Origin of the sequence: Thioalkalivibrio sp. ALE28 (genome assembly GCF_000377425.1) — a bacterium.
Lineage (GTDB): Bacteria > Pseudomonadota > Gammaproteobacteria > Ectothiorhodospirales > Ectothiorhodospiraceae > Thioalkalivibrio.
The window spans coordinates 70,729-87,541 of the sequence record NZ_KB898098.1; the positions used below are offsets into that span (position 1 = coordinate 70,729).

The following is a 16,813-nucleotide window of genomic DNA, read 5'->3' on the forward strand; positions in this document are numbered from 1 at the left end:
ACACCCCCTCAGTCATCCGTTATGGGCAGATACTCGTCGCGGCCCGCGGCCGGCTCCTCGAAGCGAAACCCCACCCCCGCAGGGGCGACCCGGAACACGCCCCGCGCGCGGACCCAGCCCTGATCCAGCACCGTGGCATCCACCCGTTCGAACAGCCGCTGCAGTGCGCGCGCGGTCGCGGCGCGGCGGGCGTAGTCCAGCCCGTGACGCCCCCAGGCCTCGCGCGCGCCCGCCGCGAGCCCCCAGCCCGTCGCCACGAACCCGGCAAGCCACAGCGCGCGCAGGACACCGTCACCCCACTGCGCGCGCAGTTGGGCCATGCCGGCGCGCGAGTCCGAGGCCGCCTCCACCGCCGTCACCAGGGACGCGGGCAGCAGTTCGCGCCAGTCGCCGCTTTCGAAGGCCCCCGGCAGCAGGTCCTCGTCGATGATCTGCACGAAGTCCGGCACCGGATCGGAGCCGGTACGTTCCGCCAGCTGAATCAGCGCCCCCGCCTCGTCGGTATAACCGGACAGGGCGAAGCCGCACAGGTGATGGTCGACGATGTCATGCACGAACACCGAGGTCGGGATACGCTCGCCGGTATACGGGGTCGCCGCGATCACGTCCGCGCCACGCCCCGGCAGATCCAGCTTCCAGCCACGCACCCCAAAGCCATCCTCCCAGGCATCCGCGTACTCCGCGGGAATGGATACGCCGGCGGCGTCAGTGGCCACATGCATGTCGGGAATTCGGGACATCGGCTTGTGCCCTCCTGGACGATTGCTCCTTGCACTTTACCGACCGGTCAACTAGTGTGCAAAGGCATGACAACGCCTCCGACCCCAACCCCGACCCACCGGGCCCGCGGCGACAGCCGCAACGCACTCCTGACGGCTGCGCGCGAACTGATCGTCGGTCGCAGCTACAGCGCCGTCGGCATCGCCGAGATCTGTGCCCATGCCGGCGTGCGCAAGGGCAGCCTGTACCACTTCTTCCCCGGCAAGGAGGCGCTCACCCTGGCGATGCTGGACGCCCTCTACGCGGACTTCGAGCGCGAGGTGCTGATCCCGGGGCTCGCCGGCGCCAACGGCCTGCACGCCCGGATCGAGGCGTTCGTCCATGCGATCCACGCCTTCGAGGCTCGCATGCAGGCGGAATCCGGCCAGTTGCCCGGCTGTCCCTTCGGCAACCTGGCCGTGGAGATGGGGACCCACAACCCGCCCCTGCGCCGGGCGATTCGGGGGCACCTGGACGCCGTCACCGCCCATTTCCGTTCCGTATTGGACGAGGCCGTTCAGGACGGCGAACTACCCGGCTATACCAACACCGAGGCGCTGGCCGAACAGTGGCTGGCCCTGATGGAAGGGATCCTGGTGATGGCCAAGGCCGACCAGGACCCGGCGACGGTCCTGCGCCTGGGCCCGGCGCTGGTCACACTCCTGACCCACTCGCCCCCGGAGGTACCCCATGCGCGATGAACGCTTCCCCCTGCACGACGCCGCCAGCGCCCCGGAGGCGCAAGCCGTATTTGACCGGGCCGAACAGACCTTCGGCATGGTCCCCAACCTGATCCGCAAGATGGCCAGCGCGCCGGCCCTGGCCGAGGCCTACCTGGCGCTCCACGACCTGCTGCAGAAGACGTCGCTGAGCCCCACCGAACAGGGCGTCCTGCTGCTGACCGTCAGCCGCTACCACGAATGCGACTACTGCATGGCCGCGCACAGCATGACCGGTCGCATGACCGGCGTACCCGACGACTTCATCGCCGCGCTGCGCGAGGACCGCGTGATCGACGACCCTCAGCTGGAGGCCCTGCGCCAGTTCACCCGCGCCATGCTCGAACAGCGCGGCTGGGTTGACGAGCCCACCCAGCAAGCCTTTCTGGACGCCGGGCACACTCCCGCGCAGATGCTGGAGGTCATCCTGGCGATCGGCCTGAAGACCCTGTCCAACTACACCAACCACATCGCCGGCACCCCGGTCGACGCGCCCATGGCCAGCGAACGCTGGAGCGCAACCGCGCGTTGACCGCGCATGCCGTAGCCGATGATGCGATTGCGGCATGCACCGCGCAGCGGCAAGGTAGGGCCTCTCTCCCGACCGCCAGCCCGCCTGCATGCCGCCACGCTCGCGCATCCTCCTGCTCTCCGCCTACCGGGCCGACAGTCACGCCGCCTGGGTCGACTGGCTGACCACGACCTTCGGTCAATTCGACTGGGAGGTGCTGGAACTGCCCGGGCGGCACTTCCGCTGGCGCATCCGCGGCAACCCGGTCTCCTGGCTGGACCGGCTCGCGGGCGTGGAGGCCGATGCGGTCATCGCCACCTCGATGGTAGACCTGGCCACCTTGCGCGGCCTGCATCCGTCACTCGCCCGGCCACCCACGCTGTACTACGTGCACGAAAACCAGTTCGCCTACCCGGTCGGCCGCGACCAGGTGGATTCCGTGGACCCCCAGATGGTGCAGATCTACGCGGCACTGGCGGCGGACTGCGTGGCCTTCAACTCCGCCTTCAACCGCGCCTCGTTCCTGGATGGCATGGACGCCCTGCTCTCGCGGATGCCGGATCATGTCCCTGAAGGCCTGCGCACCCGGCTGCAGGCACGCAGCGAGGTCCTGCCCGTCCCGGTCGCGCCACCCACCGCGGCGGACAACCCGCGCGATCCGCGCCTGATCCTGTGGAATCACCGCTGGGAGTACGACAAGGCGCCGGAGGTGTTCGTCGAGGCGCTGCTAAGGCTGCGGGAGGCCGGCGTGGACTTCCGGCTCGCCCTGCTGGGGGCGCGGCCCGCGCAACCCCCCGAGGCCCTGCAGCGACTGCGCGCCGCCCTCGGGGACCGCATCGTGGCGGATGACAAGCTGCCGCGCCGGGAATACGAAGACCTGCTGGGCCGCGCGGGCATCGTCGTCAGCACCGCCCTGCACGAGTTCCAGGGACTCGCGGTACTGGAGGCCACGGCCGCCGGGGCGACGCCACTGGTCCCGGATGCCCTGGCCTACCGCGAGCAATATCCAGACACTTGCCGCTATCCCGCCGGCGATGGCGCGGCCCTGACCGAGCGCCTGCGACATTGGCTGCAACAGGGAACGCCGCCGGCACCGGACGTGCGCGCCTGGCTGCCGGCTCGGCTGGAACCGCGCTGGCAGCAGGCGCTGGATGCACTGGTCTCGGGCAACGCCCGCCGGCCCGGGATCAGTCGCGCCTGACCACGATCCGGTCGGACGGGAGCTCGTCCTCGGCCACGAAGACCGGGCGGATCACGTCGCGGTAGTTGCGAATGCGCTGCACGTAGTACACCGGCTGGTAGCCGCGAGCGTAGCCGAAGCGCAGGTTCTGGTAGTAGCGCTCCTCGGTCAGCAGCGGCAGGGTCTCGCGCATGTCGGCCCAGCGATCCGGATCACGCCCCAGCTCGCGCGCCAGCCGGCGCGCATCCAGCAGGTGCCCGCGGCCGATGTTGTAGGCCGCCAGCGCCAGGTAGGTGCGGTCGGGCTCGTCAATGTCGTCGGGCAGCAGTTCGTGCTGGCGCTGCAGGTAGCGCGCCCCGCCGTCGATGCTCTGCACCGGGTCCAGGCGATCCACCCCCAGGGACTCGGCCGTGCGCTGCGTCAGCATCATCAGACCGCGCACACCGGTGGGGCTGCGGGCCTCCGGATCCCAGTGCGACTCCTGGTAGGCCAGGGCCGCCAGCAGATCGGCCGGCAGATCGGTGCGTTCGGCCGCCTCCTCGAAATACGGCCGGTACTGCGGCAGGCGGTCCTCGATGCGCCGGTTGAGCGCCCGCAGGTCGACAAAGTCGAACTGATCGATGTAGGCGTAGTAGCGCTCGTCCACGAGTTCGCGCAGTTCCCGGCCGCCATCACCTTGCATCCAGTCGCCCGCCAGTTCAGCCAGCGCCTCCTGGTCCGGCTGTACGTACCAGCCCAGGGTGCGCGGCTCGGACAGATCGAAGGCAATGTCGAGATGCGGGAAGGAGCGGCGGTTGTAGCGCACGATATGCGAGTCGGCCACGGTGCAGTCGATCTCCTGCCGGGCGACCTGCGCCATCAGCCGCTCGGTACCGATCTCGCGGACCTCGAACCCGGCCGCTTCCGGAAGCACTTGCTCCAGGGTCTCCACGTAGCTGCTGCCGGCCGAGACCACCAGATCCACCGAGCCCAGGTCGTCCGCCGATTCAGGCATGGCATCGAAGTCGCGATGGCAGACCACCTGCTCGGTGATCTCCATGTACTCCGGGCCGCGTCGGAAGCGCTCGTCCCGCGAGGCGAGATGGGTCAGCCCCGCCGCGGCCATATGCGCCTCGCCGGAGGCCAGCGTCTCGAGCACACCGGAGACCGATTCGGCCATGACCCACTCCACCTGCCAGCCATGCGCCTGGGCAAAGCCCTCGACCAGATCATGCTCCGTGCCCGCCGCTTCCAGATGCTGGTCAAAGTACCAGGTGGTGGGGGCATTGCGGGTCACTACGCGCAGCGTGCCGGTCTCCTCCACCGGCGCCAGCCGCTCGCCGGCGCTGGCATTCGAGACCATCGAGTCGGATTGCCCGTCCTCGGCGCCACAACCCGCGAGCAGCACCAGCAGCGCGGCGGGCAGCAGCGCGCGGCCCTGTCCGCGGGATGACGGGCGCCAGCCCGCGGCGGCGCGATCATTCGGTTCATGCATTCCGGTTTCCTTCCCGTCGACAGGCCGCGCGGATTGGCTGACCCCGTCCATGACGGATCCATGAATGTCCGATACAGAGACTAGGGTTTTGCGGAATGGTTCTCAAAAATACCCACGACGAAGGGGTTGCCATCCATTGCGGAGGCCACCGCTGATGGGCGGCCCAGCCGCGTGCCCTGTACAGTCGAAGCCTCCGTCACCGTGCGATTCGGGGAACGCAGCGACCTCGGCACACTCCAACACTCCGTTACCCGCAAGGAGCGCGACATCATGGCCGTCGAATCCCTTCTCCTCCTCCTGCTCATCGGCGGCATTGCCGGCTGGCTTGCCGGTCTGCTGGTGCACGGCTCCGGGCAGGGCATCCTGCTCAATATCGTGGTCGGCGTGATCGGGGCCTTCCTCGGCGGCTGGCTGTTCACCCAGCTCGGGGTCCAGGCCGGCGGGCTGATCGGCAGCCTCGCCGCCGCCACCGTCGGCGCCGTCCTTCTGCTGGGCCTGCTCCGGCTGATTCACAAGGCCTGACCGATGACCCAGATCCTTGGAATCATCCTGCTGGTCGGGGGCCTGATCGCCGCCATTGTGGGCCTGCAGGATGCCTTCGGCATGCGCGAGCGCGCGGCACGCCTGATCCTCGGTCGCTTTACCCGGCGCACCCTCGCGCTGCTGGTCGGCGGCGGCATGGCCGCGCTGGTGGGCCTGATCCTGGTGACCTGACAGAAAAACGTGATGCGGTTGGCATCATCTTCCCGGAATCGGTAGTGTCCGCTGCGGGGAGTCCGCGCCGCGCGCGCCAGACCGACCGCGGCCTCCCTCCAGAACAAAACAACCAGGGGGAGACCGCATGACCTTGAAGCCTTCGCGCCGTCTGGCGCTTGCCGCCACAGTCAGCACCGTCCTGTTCGCCGCGCCCACCACGCTGATGGCGGCCGGGTTCTACATCCAGGAACAGGGGGTCTCCGGTCTCGGACGCGCCTATGCCGGAGAGGCCGCCATCGCCTCCGATGCCAGCACCATCTATTTCAACCCGGCCGGCATGACCCGTCTGGAAAGCAACGAGGTGCAGGCCGGTGTGCACCTGCTGATCCCGAATGCGGAGGTCAACCAGCGCAACACCCAGATCCCCGGCCGCGACAGCGGAAACCCCTACGACCCGACTCCGGTCCCCAACCTGTACTGGGCGGAGCAGTACTCCGACCGCGTCTGGCTGGGCTTCGGCCTCAGCGCGCCCTTCGGCCTGAAGAACGAATACAACGACGACTTCTTCGCCCGCTACGACTCGCTGGAATCCGATCTGCGCGTGCTGAACCTGCAGCCCAGCATCGCCTTCGAGCTGACCGACCGGCTCTCCATCGGCGGCGGCCTCGACCTGCAGTACGCCGATGCCACGTTGCGCAGTGCCACTCCGGATCCAGCCGGTCTCGATCCGGATATCGACGGGGAATTCGAACTCGAGGGCGACAACTGGGACGTCGGCTTCAACATCGGAATGCTGTTCGACGTGACTGACGACACCCGCCTGGGTATCCATTACCGTGAAGGCGTCACTCACACCCTTCAAGGCACGGCAACCGCGACACTTTCCACGAACGACCCCCGCCGAGCAGTGGTTGGCGACACAATTGTGCAGGGCGGGCAAGCGGACCTGAAGCTGCCCGACATCGCCTCCATCGGCATCCGCCACCGCTTCAGCGAGCACTGGACCGGACTCGCGCAGTACACCTGGTTCAACTGGTCGAGCTTCGACGAGATCCGCATCGAACTCGCGACCGGCGATCAGGTGCTGGAACAGAACTACCGCAACAGCTACGCCCTGGCGGTCGGGGCCGAATACGAAATGAACCCGCGCTGGACCCTGCGCGGCGGCATCCAGTATGACCAGACCCCGACCCAGACCGACGGCCGCAGCACTCGCACTCCGGATGGCGACCGCACCTGGTTCTCCTTTGGCGCCAGCTATGCCAGCAGCGACCGCCTGACCTTCGACCTCGGCTACAGCTACATCCACATCGCCAGCGAGGATCTGGACATCACCCGCAGCTTCAACGGGACCGAAATCAACATGCAGGGCACCACCAAGGGCCACGTCCACGTGCTGTCGGCCGCCATGCGCTACCACTTCTAGGGAGACGCTGATTGAATCGCACGTCCGCGCTCAAGTCGCTTTTGCGTGCGAACAAGGCGCGGTGACTGCCGTGCAGTCATTCTGCACAAGGGAACCGCAACGCCGTGCGCGCGCAAAAGCGGCCGAGCCCCTGCTTTCAATGAGTTGCGGGGTTGGTGCCCCCTGTTCCCCGATCCTGCGTTGCGCCGTTTGCGGGTAGAACCACTACCCGCTGCACGACGCGCCTTGTCTCGGAAAACAGGGGGCACCAACGCGGACGTGCGATTCAATCAGCGTCTCCCTAGTACCGCCACCGATACCGGGGCCGGGCATTCGCCCGACCCTGGCGCTCACCGCGCAAGCTCCACGTCGCAGGCCGCCGCCAGCGCGCGGCGGTCGGCCTCGCTCAGGTCGCGCCGTCCGGCATTGGCCTCCCCCAGCATCGCATGCATCACGGCCGCCGGGTCGTCCACGTGATCGATCCCCAGGGCATGACCCAGCTCGTGCGCCAGCGTCAGGCGCAACTCATCGGCGTCACTCGCCTTGAACACGGTGATCGAGCGCCGCGCCCCGTGCTGCTCGTACACCGCCATGTCGAAGGCCCCGGTCGTACCGATCTCGCGGTTGAGCTCCGCGACCCGATCGTTGAACCCATCGATCTCGCGCTCCAGTGCCCGGATGTCGCGGTTGAGCTCGTCACGGCGCTGTTCCAGCGTGCGCCGGCGCTGATCGAGGTCGTCACCGGCGCGGTCCAGCGCCCGGCGCTGCCGCTCCAGACGTTCGCGGTTCCCCGCGCTGTGCGCCATGCGACCGGCATTCCAGGCGGCCACCGCCTGCTCGTATTCACGCTGGCGCGCCTGGAAATCCTCGAGATGACGCTGATAGCCCGCGGCATCCGCCGCCAGCGCCGAGTGGCGATGATCCAGGCGCTCCTCGCGCTCGGCGATCCCCCGCTGGAGGCGGTCCAGTTCCGCGCGGGCACGGTCCCGGCTCTCGGCTCCTGCCTGGCGCTCGTCGAACACCAGCCGCACCGGCATACCCTCGTCGTCACGCTGGCGGAAGAGCACGTCCGGCGTCTGCCCGTCCCACATCCGGACGGCCGCATCCAGGGCCGTCTGCACCGCGTCGCGCTCCAGGCGGAAGCGCGGATCCACGCCCGCCAGGTGCAGGGTGACCGGCACCTCGCAGCGCGGCGCGGCCAGGTGCGCGTGCCCGCCGGACGAGCCCGGCAACGGCCCCTCCTGCCACAGCACACCCCCCAGCGCGAGCGCGCCGACACCCCCGACCAGCCACAACGGCAATGCCATCGCGTTCCCTCCGAGTGAATCCTTGTAGAACCACTGATCAATGTTTCCTTAAGGTGCCAGTGCGCGGTCGCGGAGACCAGCGTTTGCCCCGTCATGGCGGGGCAGGCACCATTGAACGATCGCCTTACCCCGTTTCAGGAGACTGTCATGCTGCGCATCCTTTTCGCCGCCCTGCCCCTCGTGGCCCTGCCGCTGGCCGCCCAGGCCGACACCCCGAACATCCAGCCGGGCCTGTGGGAGAACCAGAACACCATGATCATGGAAGGCATGGCCGGGATGCCGGACCAGACCGAGACCACGACCGAGTGCGTCACCCAGGAAGAGATCGATCGCGGCGAGAACATCATCGAGGCGCCGGAGGGCTGCACGCTGGACCAGATGGACATGACCGCCGACCGCATGGACTACACCATGAGCTGCACCGACCCGCAGGGCGGCCAGATGCAGATGGAGGGCAGCATGCGCTTCATGGGCGATCGCGCCGAGGGCGAAATGACCAGCGAGATGGACACCCCGATGGGCCCGATGAACGTGCGCATGGAAATGCGCGGCCAACGCATCGGCGACTGCTGACCCCCCCTGTATTCACCACGAAGCACACGAAGACACGAAGAAGGGCCAGGTCAAGAGCCTGTCTACCACAGAGGTCACGGAGGACACAGAGAGATAAAGGGGGCATATAGGGCGGGCGGCTGACCCTGATCGCCGCTCGCCCTATTTCAGCTCAACGGGATGGCAGGCTGTTCCGGAGCAAGCGGGAAGCAGTTCCTGGTCCCGATCTGATCTCAACGGATCATTCCATTGCCCCTCCCCTTGAAGCCTTTCGGATTTCTCCGTGGTCTCTGTGCACTCCGTGGTCAATCCGACTTTGAATTTCTTCGTGCCTTCGTGTGCTTCGTGATAGCCACGCCCTGAAAGAGCTACGTCCTGCGCCAGAGGAGGATCTGGTTGTTGGCGGGGAGGTCAATGACCGCCTCGGGTGCGAGTCCGGCGGCGGTGGCGAGCGCGTCCAGGTCGGCGCGGTCGCGCACGCCCATGCCCGGGTCCTGCGCCCGCAGCATCTGGTCGAAGCGCGCGTTGGATTCGGCAGTGTGGGCGCCGTCGTGGGCGAACGGGCCATACAGGGCGAACAGCCCGTCCGGCGCCAGCACCCGAGCCACGCCGGCGAACAGCGCCTCGACCGCCGGCCAGTGCATGATGTGCACGGTGTTGGCGCTGTAGACGTATTCGAACGGCCTCTCCGGCCAGGGGTCCCGCAGCACGTCCAGTGGCCGTGCCGGCCGCAGGTTGGGCACGGCGGCATCGCGCCGCCAGGCCTCTACACCGGGCAGATTCTCGGCCACATCACTGGGATGCCAGTCCAGGTGGGGAAGCGCCGCGGCGAAGTGCACCGCGTGCTGCCCCGTTCCGGCGCCAATCTCCAGCACCCGACCGTGGGCAAGAAAGCGCTCGCGCAGCACCTCCAGGATCGGCGCGCGGTTCTGTTCCGCCGCCGGGGCATAGGGCTTGTCACTGGCCATCGTATCCATCCATCCGGAAAAGCAGGCCGGGTATTCTGGACGCCTCGCGAGCGCACTGCCATGATCGGGAGACACCTTTTCCCAGGCACCCTGCCGATGCCCCGCTCCCGGTTATCCCTGCCCCTCGTACTCGTCCTGCTGCTGGTTCTGGCCGGCGATGCCCTGGCGCGAGAGATGGCCACTGATCCGGATCGCCTGCTGCCGGTCGAGCTGGCCACCGTCGGGGTGGACGCCAACTCCGGCGCCCCCATCGCGTTGCTGCGCCACCCGGCCTCCGGCGAGGTGGTGCCCATCGTGATCGGCACCGATCAGGCCCGCGCGATCCTGCTCGCGATGCACGAGGTCCCGCTGTCGCGCCCGCAGACCCACGATCTGATGATCGACCTGCTGGAGCAACTGAACGCCCGCCTGGAGCGGGTGATCGTGGACGGCCTGGAAAACGGCACCTATCTCGGCTGGCTGGAGGTGCGTGTGGCCGGCGACGACGAGCCGCGGATGATCGACACCCGTCCCAGCGACGCGCTCGCCCTGGCCGTTCGCAGCGGGGCGGCGATCCACGTCGCCCCGGAGATCCTCGAGGCGGAGGTGCCCTTCGACTACACGCCGCCGGGCGAGGACGAGGTCGTCACCGCCCTGGGCATCACCGTAGTCGAGGCCCGCGACGACCTGCGCGAGGCCCTGCAACTGCCCGACGAACCCGGCGTTCTGGTCAGCCGCGCGACCGGGCGGGCCGCCACCGCGGGACTGAGCCACGGGGCCCTGATCCTGGAGGTGAACGGCCGCGTGCCCGCCACCCCGATGGACTTCCTCGAGGCGGTCTCGGCTACCGCCGATGGCGCGGAGGCCGAAATCCGCTTCTGGCTGGACGGCGACACCCGGACAATCACCCTGCCCACGGACGTCCCCGCTATCGAGGAGTCCGACGACGCCCTGACCGTCTGAGCCAAGTCGGAACGGACGTGGATCAGTCCCGCTGCGGTAACCGCGGGCGCAACCAGTCGAGCGTGGCGGTGGTCGCGGGATCGTGTGCAGCGGGTGTCGCCCCCGGCTCCAGATCCGCGAGGATCTGGCCGGCCAACTGCTTGCCCAGCTCCACCCCCCACTGGTCGAAGGCGTTGATACCCCACAGCGTGGCCAGCACGTAGATCTTGTGCTCGAACAGCGCGATCAGCGCGCCCAGCGTGGCCGGGTCCAGGCGTTCCAGCAGGATCAGCGTGCTCGGCCGGTTGCCGGGGAAGCTCCGGTGCGGCGCCAGGGCGTCGATCGCCTCCGGCGACTGTCCCGCCGCCGCCATCTCCGCGCGCACCGCGCCCTCGTCCTTGCCCGTCGCCAGCGCCTCCGCCTGCGCGACCAGGTTGGCCATCAGCAACGGATGCTGCGCCGGCAGGTCGTGCTCGGGGCGCGCCACGCCAATGAACTCGGCCGGGATGAAGCGCGTGCCCTGATGCAGCAGCTGGAAGAAGGCATGCTGGCCGTCGGTCCCCACCGCGCCCCAGACCACCGCACCGGTATCGTCCATCACCACCTGGCCGTCCAGCCCCACGCGCTTGCCCAGGCTCTCCATCTCCGCCTGCTGCAGGTACGGGGGCAGCAGCGACAGGCGTTCGTCGTAGGGCAGCACTGCGCGCGACTGCGCGCCCAGCAGATTCTGGTTCCACAGATCCACCAGCGCCATGCGTACCGCGGCGTTCTGCGCGATCGGCGCGCGCCGGACGTGCTCGTCCACGGCGTGCGCGCCGCCGAGGAAGGCACGAAAGCCGTCCATGCCCAGCAGCAGTGCCACCGGCAGCCCGATGGTGGACCACACGGAGTAGCGCCCACCGACCCAGTCCCAGAAACCGAACATGTTGTCCGGGTCGATGCCGAATTCGGTCACCCGCTCGCGCGCGGTGGACACCGCCACGAAGTGGCGCGCCACGGCCGAGTCGTCCGGTGCATGGCGCAGCAGCCAGGCGCGGGCCGCGCGGGCGTTGGTCAGGGTCTCCTGGGTGCCGAAGGTCTTGGAGGCGACGATGAACAGCGTGGTCTCCGGATCGGCCTCGCGCAGCACGGCGGAGAGGGCCGCGCCGTCCACGTTGGAGACGAACTGGACCGCCAGCGGCGCGCCTTCGGCCGTCGCCCGCGCATGCGGCGCCAGCGCCCGGCAAACCATGCGCGGCCCGAGGTCGGAACCGCCGATGCCAATGTTCACCACCCGCTGGATCGGACGTCCACTGTAGCCCCGGTGGGTACCGTCGTGGACCTGTTGCACGAAGGCCTCGACCCGGTCCAGCTGGGCATGCACCTGGGGCACGACATCGTGGCCATCCACCTCGCAGCGCGCCTCGCGCGGCAGACGCAGGGCGGTATGCAGCGCCGCCCGGCCCTCGGTGGTGTTGACCCGTTCGCCGGCGAACAGCGCGCGCAGCGCCTCCGGCACCTCGCAGGCCGCGGCCCGCTCGAAGAGCGCATCCCAGGCCGGGGCGTCCAGGCGCTGACGCGTCCAGTCCAGGCGCATGCCGGCGATTTCCTGCACATCCCGCTGCACCCGGTCGGGATCGCGCGCGAACAGATCGCGCAAGGTCTCGCCCTCCAGCCGGCGGGCCTCGACCCGCAGGGCACTCTCCATCCCCGTATCCCGTCCTGTCGTCATTCCATGCCCCCGCTTGTCCTGTTCCCCAGAGTGCCGCCCGGCCCCCTGCGTTACAATCCATAGAAACCATCCGGCGCCGCCGGTTCCGTTCCCGGGGAACTCTTCATGCGCATCCTGTTCGCCAGCAGCGAGGCCTACAGCCTGGTCAAGACCGGCGGGCTCGCCGATGTCAGTGCCAGCCTGCCCGCCGCCCTGCGCCGCCGACGCCAGGATGTGCGCCTGGTCCTGCCCGGTTATCCCGAGGCCTGCCGCAACCTGGTGGATGCCACCCCGCGCCCGGGTCCGGACAACGCCCCGTGGCAGCTCCTCGAGGGCCGCCTGCCCGGCACTCGCGTGCCGGTCTACCTGATCGACTGGCCGGAGTACTTCCAGCGCGCCGGCAATCCGTACAGCGCCAGCAACGGCATGGACTGGCCGGACAACGCCCAGCGCTTCGCCGGTTTCGCCCGCGCCATCGTCGCCCTCGCGCGCGACGAGGCTGGGCTGGACTGGACCCCGGAGCTGATCCACCTGAACGACTGGCAGACCGGCCTGGTGCCGCTGCTGCTGGACCCGGAGCGCACTGGCATCGAGCGCCCGCGGACCGTATTCACCATTCACAACCTGGCCTACCAGGGCCTGTTCCCGGCCAGCACACTGCAGGAGCTGAACCTGCCCGCGGACCTGTGGCACCCGGAGGCGCTGGAGTTTCACGACCAGCTGTCGTTCATGAAGACTGCCCTGGTCTTTGCCGACGCCATCACCACGGTCTCGCCGACCTATGCCCGCGAGATCCAGGAGCCAGCCTCCGGCATGGGCCTGGACGGCGTGCTGCGCGCCCGCGCCGCGGACCTGCACGGCATCCTCAACGGGGTCGACTACCGCGACTGGGACCCGGCGCGCGACCGCCATATTGCCGCGCGCTACAGCGCCGACGACCTCGCCGGCAAGGCCGCCAACAAGGCCGCGCTACAGACCCGCCTGGGCCTAGAACCGGACCCGGACATCCCGCTGCTGGGCCACGTCGGCCGCATGGTCGAGCAGAAAGGGGTAGACCTGCTGCATGCCGCCTGCACCCCGCTGCTGGAGGCCGGGCGCATCCAGCTGGCCCTGGTCGGCTCCGGCCAGAAGGACCTGGAACACGCCACCGGCGCCCTGGCGCGCGCCTATCCCGGCCGGGTCGGGGTGCACATCGGCTATGACGAGCCCCTGGCCCACCAGATCGAGGCCGGCGCCGACCTGTTCCTGATGCCCTCGCGCTTCGAACCCTGCGGTCTCAACCAGCTCTACAGCCTGCGCTACGGCACCCCGCCGGTGGTCCACGCGACCGGGGGCCTGGCGGACACCGTGGTCGACGCCACACCCGATCATCTGGACGCCGGCACGGCCACGGGATTCAGCTTCTCGCCGGACAGCGTGGCCGCCCTCGGCGGCGCGCTGGAGCGCGCCCTGGGGCTGTACGCCGCCCGCGGCGACGGCCGCTGGGAACAACTGATGCGCACCGGCATGGCCCGCGACTTCGGCTGGAACGCGAGCGCCGACGCCTATCTCGCCCTGTACCGCGAACAGCTCCCGCGCCGCAGCCGGCGTGCGAAGGCCGCATCTGCGCTATAATCGCGTCCTTTTCGCGACCTCCCGACCCCAACCGGCAAGCCCAGGCAGCGGCGATCGTCGTCCTGCGCGCACAGGCCCGATATGACTCGAAGCGATCAACACGACCGATTCCTGCCCAAGGACAAGGAACTGCGCGCCCGCGTGCGGCTGTTCGGGGAACTCCTGGGCAACGTGATCCACAAGCTGGAAGGCCAGGCGGTATTCGACGCGGTCGAAAAGCTGCGCCGCGGCTTTGTCAGCCTGCGCAAGAACGAGGACCCGGACCTGCGCCGCCAGCTGATGGCGGACATCACCCACTTCGACGCCGCGCTCACCGAGCGCGTGATCCGCGCCTTCAGCATCTACTTCAGCCTGGTCAACATTGCCGAGGAAGACCTGTTCTACCGCTGGCGCCGGGCCCAGGTCTCCAGCGGCGAACCGCTGTGGACCGGCTCCTTCGACCAGACCCTGCGCCAACTGCATGACGAGGGGGTCACCGCCGAGGAGCTGGAACGGCTGCTCAGCGAACTGCACTACCAGCCGGTCTTCACCGCCCACCCCACCGAGGCCCGTCGCCGGACCACGATGGAGAACCAGCGCCGCGTGTTCGAGACCGCCGACCGGCTGAACCAGCCCGGTCTGGGCGAGGAGGAACGCCGCCTCATCACCGAGGAACTGGAAACCCAGATCCAGATCCTCTGGCGCACCAACGAGGTACGGGTAAAGAAGCCGCAGGTCCAGGACGAGATCAAGTACGGTCTGTTCTACTTCGAGGAGAGCCTGTTCGAGGCCATCCCGCAGTCCTACCGCTTCCTGGAAAAGGCCATCCGCCGCATCTACGGCGTCCACCCGGACGGCAGCCTGCCGGTGCGGATCCCGGCCTTCCTGCACTTCGGTTCCTGGATCGGCGGGGACCGCGACGGCAACCCGAACGTGACCCCCGAGGTCACCGAACTGTCCTGTCGCCTGGCGATGGAGCAGGTCCTGCGCGAATACATCAAGCGGGTCAACCACCTGCGCAACGTGCTGACCCACTCGTCGTTCATGTGCCAGCCGTCGCAGGCCTTCCTCGACAGCCTGGACTCCGACGCCAACATCGCGAACGCGGTGTTCCAGGGGGCCTCCGACCGCTTCGAGAGCGAGCCCTACCGGCGCAAGCTCTACATCATGCGGTATCGCCTGCGCGAAACCCTGGACACGGTGGTCCGGCGGGTACATGGCGAGGCCGCGGTGCTTCCGACCAACAGCGCCTATGCCGACGCCCAGGCCTTCCTGAGCGACCTGAAGCTGATCCGCGACTCGCTGATCAGCCACGGCGACCGCAATATCGCCAGCGGCGCGCTGACCGATCTGATCCGCCTGGTCGAGACCTTCGGCTTCCACCTGCACCACCTGGACGTGCGCCAGGAATCCACCGTGCATACCGACGCGATCGCCGAGATCCTCGGCCAGCTGGCCCCGGACACCGACTACGCCGCCCTGGACGAGACCGGCCGCCAGCAGGCCCTGAGCGACCTGATCGCCGCCGAACAGTTGCCGGAACTGGACCGCGACGCCCTGGGCGAAGGCACCCGCGAAACCCTGCGCGTGTTCGAGGTCATCCAGGGCATGCGCCGCGAGGTCGGCCCGGATGGCATCGGGACCTACGTGATCTCCATGACCCACGCGGCCTCGCATGTGCTGGAGGTCCTGCTGCTGGGGCGCCTCGCGGGGCTGGCCGGAGACAACGAAGACGGCAACCCCTTCTGCCACCTGCGCATCTCGCCGCTGTTCGAGACCATCGAGGACCTCCTGCATGTCGAGGACGTCCTCGAGGGCCTGCTGTCCAACCCGGTCTACGCCCGCCTGCTGGCCGCCTCCGGCAACATCCAGGACGTGATGCTCGGCTATTCGGATTCCTGCAAGGACGGCGGCATCCTCGCCTCCAGCTGGAACCTCTACGAGGCGCAGAAGAAGATCGTCGGCATCACCGACCGCTTTGGCGTGCGCTGCCAGCTGTTCCATGGCCGCGGCGGCACCGTCGGCCGCGGCGGCGGCCCGACCCATGAATCCATCCTCGCCCAGCCCCCGGCCACCGTGCAGGGGCGCATCAAGTTCACCGAACAGGGCGAGGTGCTGTCGTACAAGTACTCCAACGTGGAGACCGCGGTCTATGAGCTGGGCATGGGCGCCACCGGTGTCATGCTCGCCTCGCGCAGCCTGATCCGGCCACCGCGCCAGGATCGCGACGACTACCGCGCCACCATGCAGGATCTCGCGCAATGCGGCGAGGATGCCTATCGCGAGCTGATCGACCGCACCGACGGTGTGCTCGACTACTTTTACGAGATCACCCCGGTGCAGGAGATCGGCTTCCTGAACATCGGCTCGCGCCCCTCGCACCGGCGCAAGACCGATCGCTCCAAGAGTTCGATCCGGGCGATCCCCTGGGTCTTCGGCTGGGCCCAGGCGCGCCACACCCTGCCCGCCTGGTACGGCATCGGCACCGCGCTGGAGCGCTGGCGTGGCGACGATCCCGAGCGCCTGGCCCAGCTCCAGCGCATGTACCAGGAGTGGCCGTTCTTCCGCTCGCTGCTGTCCAACTGCCAGATGGCGCTGACCAAGGCCGACATGCGCACCGCGGCCGAATACGCCCGCCTGTGCAGCGACCCGGAACTGGCCGAACGCATCTATGCCCGGGTCCGCGACGAGCACAGCCGCACCGTGACCGAGGTGTTGCGGGTCGCCCAGCTGGACGCCCTGATGGACGAGACCCCCCTGCTGGCGCGCTCGCTGCAACGGCGCAACCCGTACCTGGACCCGCTTAACAGCATCCAGATCCACCTGCTGCGCGAATCCCGCGAGTTCGACGCCGAGGCCGGAGACGATGCCGACAATCCCTGGCTGTCGCCCCTGCTGCGCTCGATCAACGCCATCGCCGCCGGCATGCGCAACACCGGCTGACCCTTACGGGAGCGCGAGCTGGCCGGTCCGATGGTCCGCGACCATCATCGCGTCAGGGAAACGCTGATCAATGTGCACATTGACCAGCGTTTCCC

Annotated in this window: 15 protein-coding genes; 10 read left to right on the forward strand and 5 right to left on the reverse strand. The window is 68.6% G+C overall.

Annotated features, from left to right (window positions below; translation table 11 throughout):
- Positions 1–8: 8 nt before the first annotated feature.
- Complete coding sequence (locus D105_RS0107430) at positions 9–722, reverse strand: hypothetical protein (RefSeq protein WP_018878034.1); 714 nt, start codon at positions 720–722, stop codon at positions 9–11.
- A gap of 84 nt (positions 723–806) precedes the next feature.
- Here D105_RS0107430 and D105_RS0107435 point away from each other — a divergent pair, with 84 nt between their 5' ends.
- From D105_RS0107435 to D105_RS0107445, 3 genes are all read left to right on the forward strand, one after another.
- Positions 807–1,460 carry a TetR/AcrR family transcriptional regulator gene (locus tag D105_RS0107435; RefSeq protein ID WP_018878035.1) on the forward strand — a complete coding sequence of 218 codons (654 nt, stop codon included), beginning with the start codon at positions 807–809 and terminating at the stop codon, positions 1,458–1,460.
- Positions 1,450–2,010 (forward strand): carboxymuconolactone decarboxylase family protein, encoded by a 561-nt coding sequence (locus D105_RS0107440; protein ID WP_018878036.1) that lies wholly within the window; start codon positions 1,450–1,452, stop codon positions 2,008–2,010. Before D105_RS0107435 ends, D105_RS0107440 begins: the two co-directional genes overlap by 11 nt.
- Before the next feature lie 88 nt (positions 2,011–2,098).
- Positions 2,099–3,190, forward strand: coding sequence for a DUF3524 domain-containing protein (locus D105_RS0107445; RefSeq protein ID WP_018878037.1), 1,092 nt, complete (start codon positions 2,099–2,101; stop codon positions 3,188–3,190).
- Here the strand turns inward: D105_RS0107445 and mltF are convergent.
- Positions 3,177–4,643 carry a membrane-bound lytic murein transglycosylase MltF gene (gene mltF, locus D105_RS0107450; protein WP_018878038.1) on the reverse strand — a complete coding sequence of 489 codons (1,467 nt, stop codon included), beginning with the start codon at positions 4,641–4,643 and terminating at the stop codon, positions 3,177–3,179. The two genes, D105_RS0107445 and mltF, sit on opposite strands and share 14 nt — an antisense overlap.
- Positions 4,644–4,913: 270 nt before the next feature.
- On the opposite strand from mltF, the gene D105_RS0107455 reads away from it, so the two are divergent.
- From D105_RS0107455 to D105_RS0107465, 3 genes are all read left to right on the forward strand, one after another.
- Entirely contained in the window at positions 4,914–5,165 is a 252-nt protein-coding gene (locus D105_RS0107455) for a GlsB/YeaQ/YmgE family stress response membrane protein (RefSeq protein ID WP_018872303.1), read from the forward strand.
- A 3-nt stretch (positions 5,166–5,168) separates the two neighbouring features.
- A complete protein-coding gene (locus tag D105_RS0107460) occupies positions 5,169–5,357 on the forward strand; it encodes a DUF3185 family protein (protein ID WP_018878039.1) in 189 nt (62 codons plus the stop codon).
- Positions 5,358–5,484: 127 nt separating this feature from the next.
- On the forward strand, positions 5,485–6,765 hold the full coding sequence (locus tag D105_RS0107465; RefSeq protein WP_018878040.1) for an OmpP1/FadL family transporter: 1,281 nt from the start codon (positions 5,485–5,487) through the stop codon (positions 6,763–6,765).
- 329 nt (positions 6,766–7,094) lie between these two features.
- Here D105_RS0107465 and D105_RS0107470 read toward each other — a convergent pair whose 3' ends face one another.
- Positions 7,095–8,051, reverse strand: a complete 957-nt coding sequence (locus tag D105_RS0107470) for a matrixin family metalloprotease (RefSeq protein ID WP_038032816.1) — start codon at positions 8,049–8,051, stop codon at positions 7,095–7,097.
- 147 nt (positions 8,052–8,198) lie between these two features.
- Between D105_RS0107470 and D105_RS0107475 the strand changes: the two genes are divergently transcribed.
- Positions 8,199–8,624, forward strand: a complete 426-nt coding sequence (locus D105_RS0107475) for a DUF3617 domain-containing protein (protein WP_018875580.1) — start codon at positions 8,199–8,201, stop codon at positions 8,622–8,624.
- Positions 8,625–8,971: 347 nt separating this feature from the next.
- Here the strand turns inward: D105_RS0107475 and D105_RS0107480 are convergent, their stop codons facing one another.
- Complete coding sequence (locus D105_RS0107480; RefSeq protein WP_018875579.1) at positions 8,972–9,571, reverse strand: DUF938 domain-containing protein; 600 nt, start codon at positions 9,569–9,571, stop codon at positions 8,972–8,974.
- Positions 9,572–9,667: 96 nt separating this feature from the next.
- Between D105_RS0107480 and D105_RS0107485 the strand changes: the two genes are divergently transcribed.
- Positions 9,668–10,513 (forward strand): bifunctional nuclease domain-containing protein, encoded by an 846-nt coding sequence (locus D105_RS0107485; RefSeq protein WP_018878042.1) that lies wholly within the window; start codon positions 9,668–9,670, stop codon positions 10,511–10,513.
- A gap of 22 nt (positions 10,514–10,535) precedes the next feature.
- Here D105_RS0107485 and pgi read toward each other — a convergent pair whose 3' ends face one another.
- Positions 10,536–12,179, reverse strand: coding sequence for a glucose-6-phosphate isomerase (pgi, locus tag D105_RS0107490; RefSeq protein ID WP_018878043.1), 1,644 nt, complete (start codon positions 12,177–12,179; stop codon positions 10,536–10,538).
- A 129-nt stretch (positions 12,180–12,308) separates the two neighbouring features.
- Here pgi and glgA point away from each other — a divergent pair, with 129 nt between their 5' ends.
- Positions 12,309–13,796, forward strand: a complete 1,488-nt coding sequence (gene glgA, locus D105_RS0107495; RefSeq protein WP_018878044.1) for a glycogen synthase GlgA — start codon at positions 12,309–12,311, stop codon at positions 13,794–13,796.
- A gap of 81 nt (positions 13,797–13,877) precedes the next feature.
- The gene (ppc, locus tag D105_RS0107500) at positions 13,878–16,718 is read left to right on the forward strand and encodes a phosphoenolpyruvate carboxylase (protein WP_018867897.1); all 2,841 of its coding nucleotides are present in this window, start codon (positions 13,878–13,880) and stop codon (positions 16,716–16,718) included.
- Positions 16,719–16,813 lie beyond the last annotated feature (95 nt).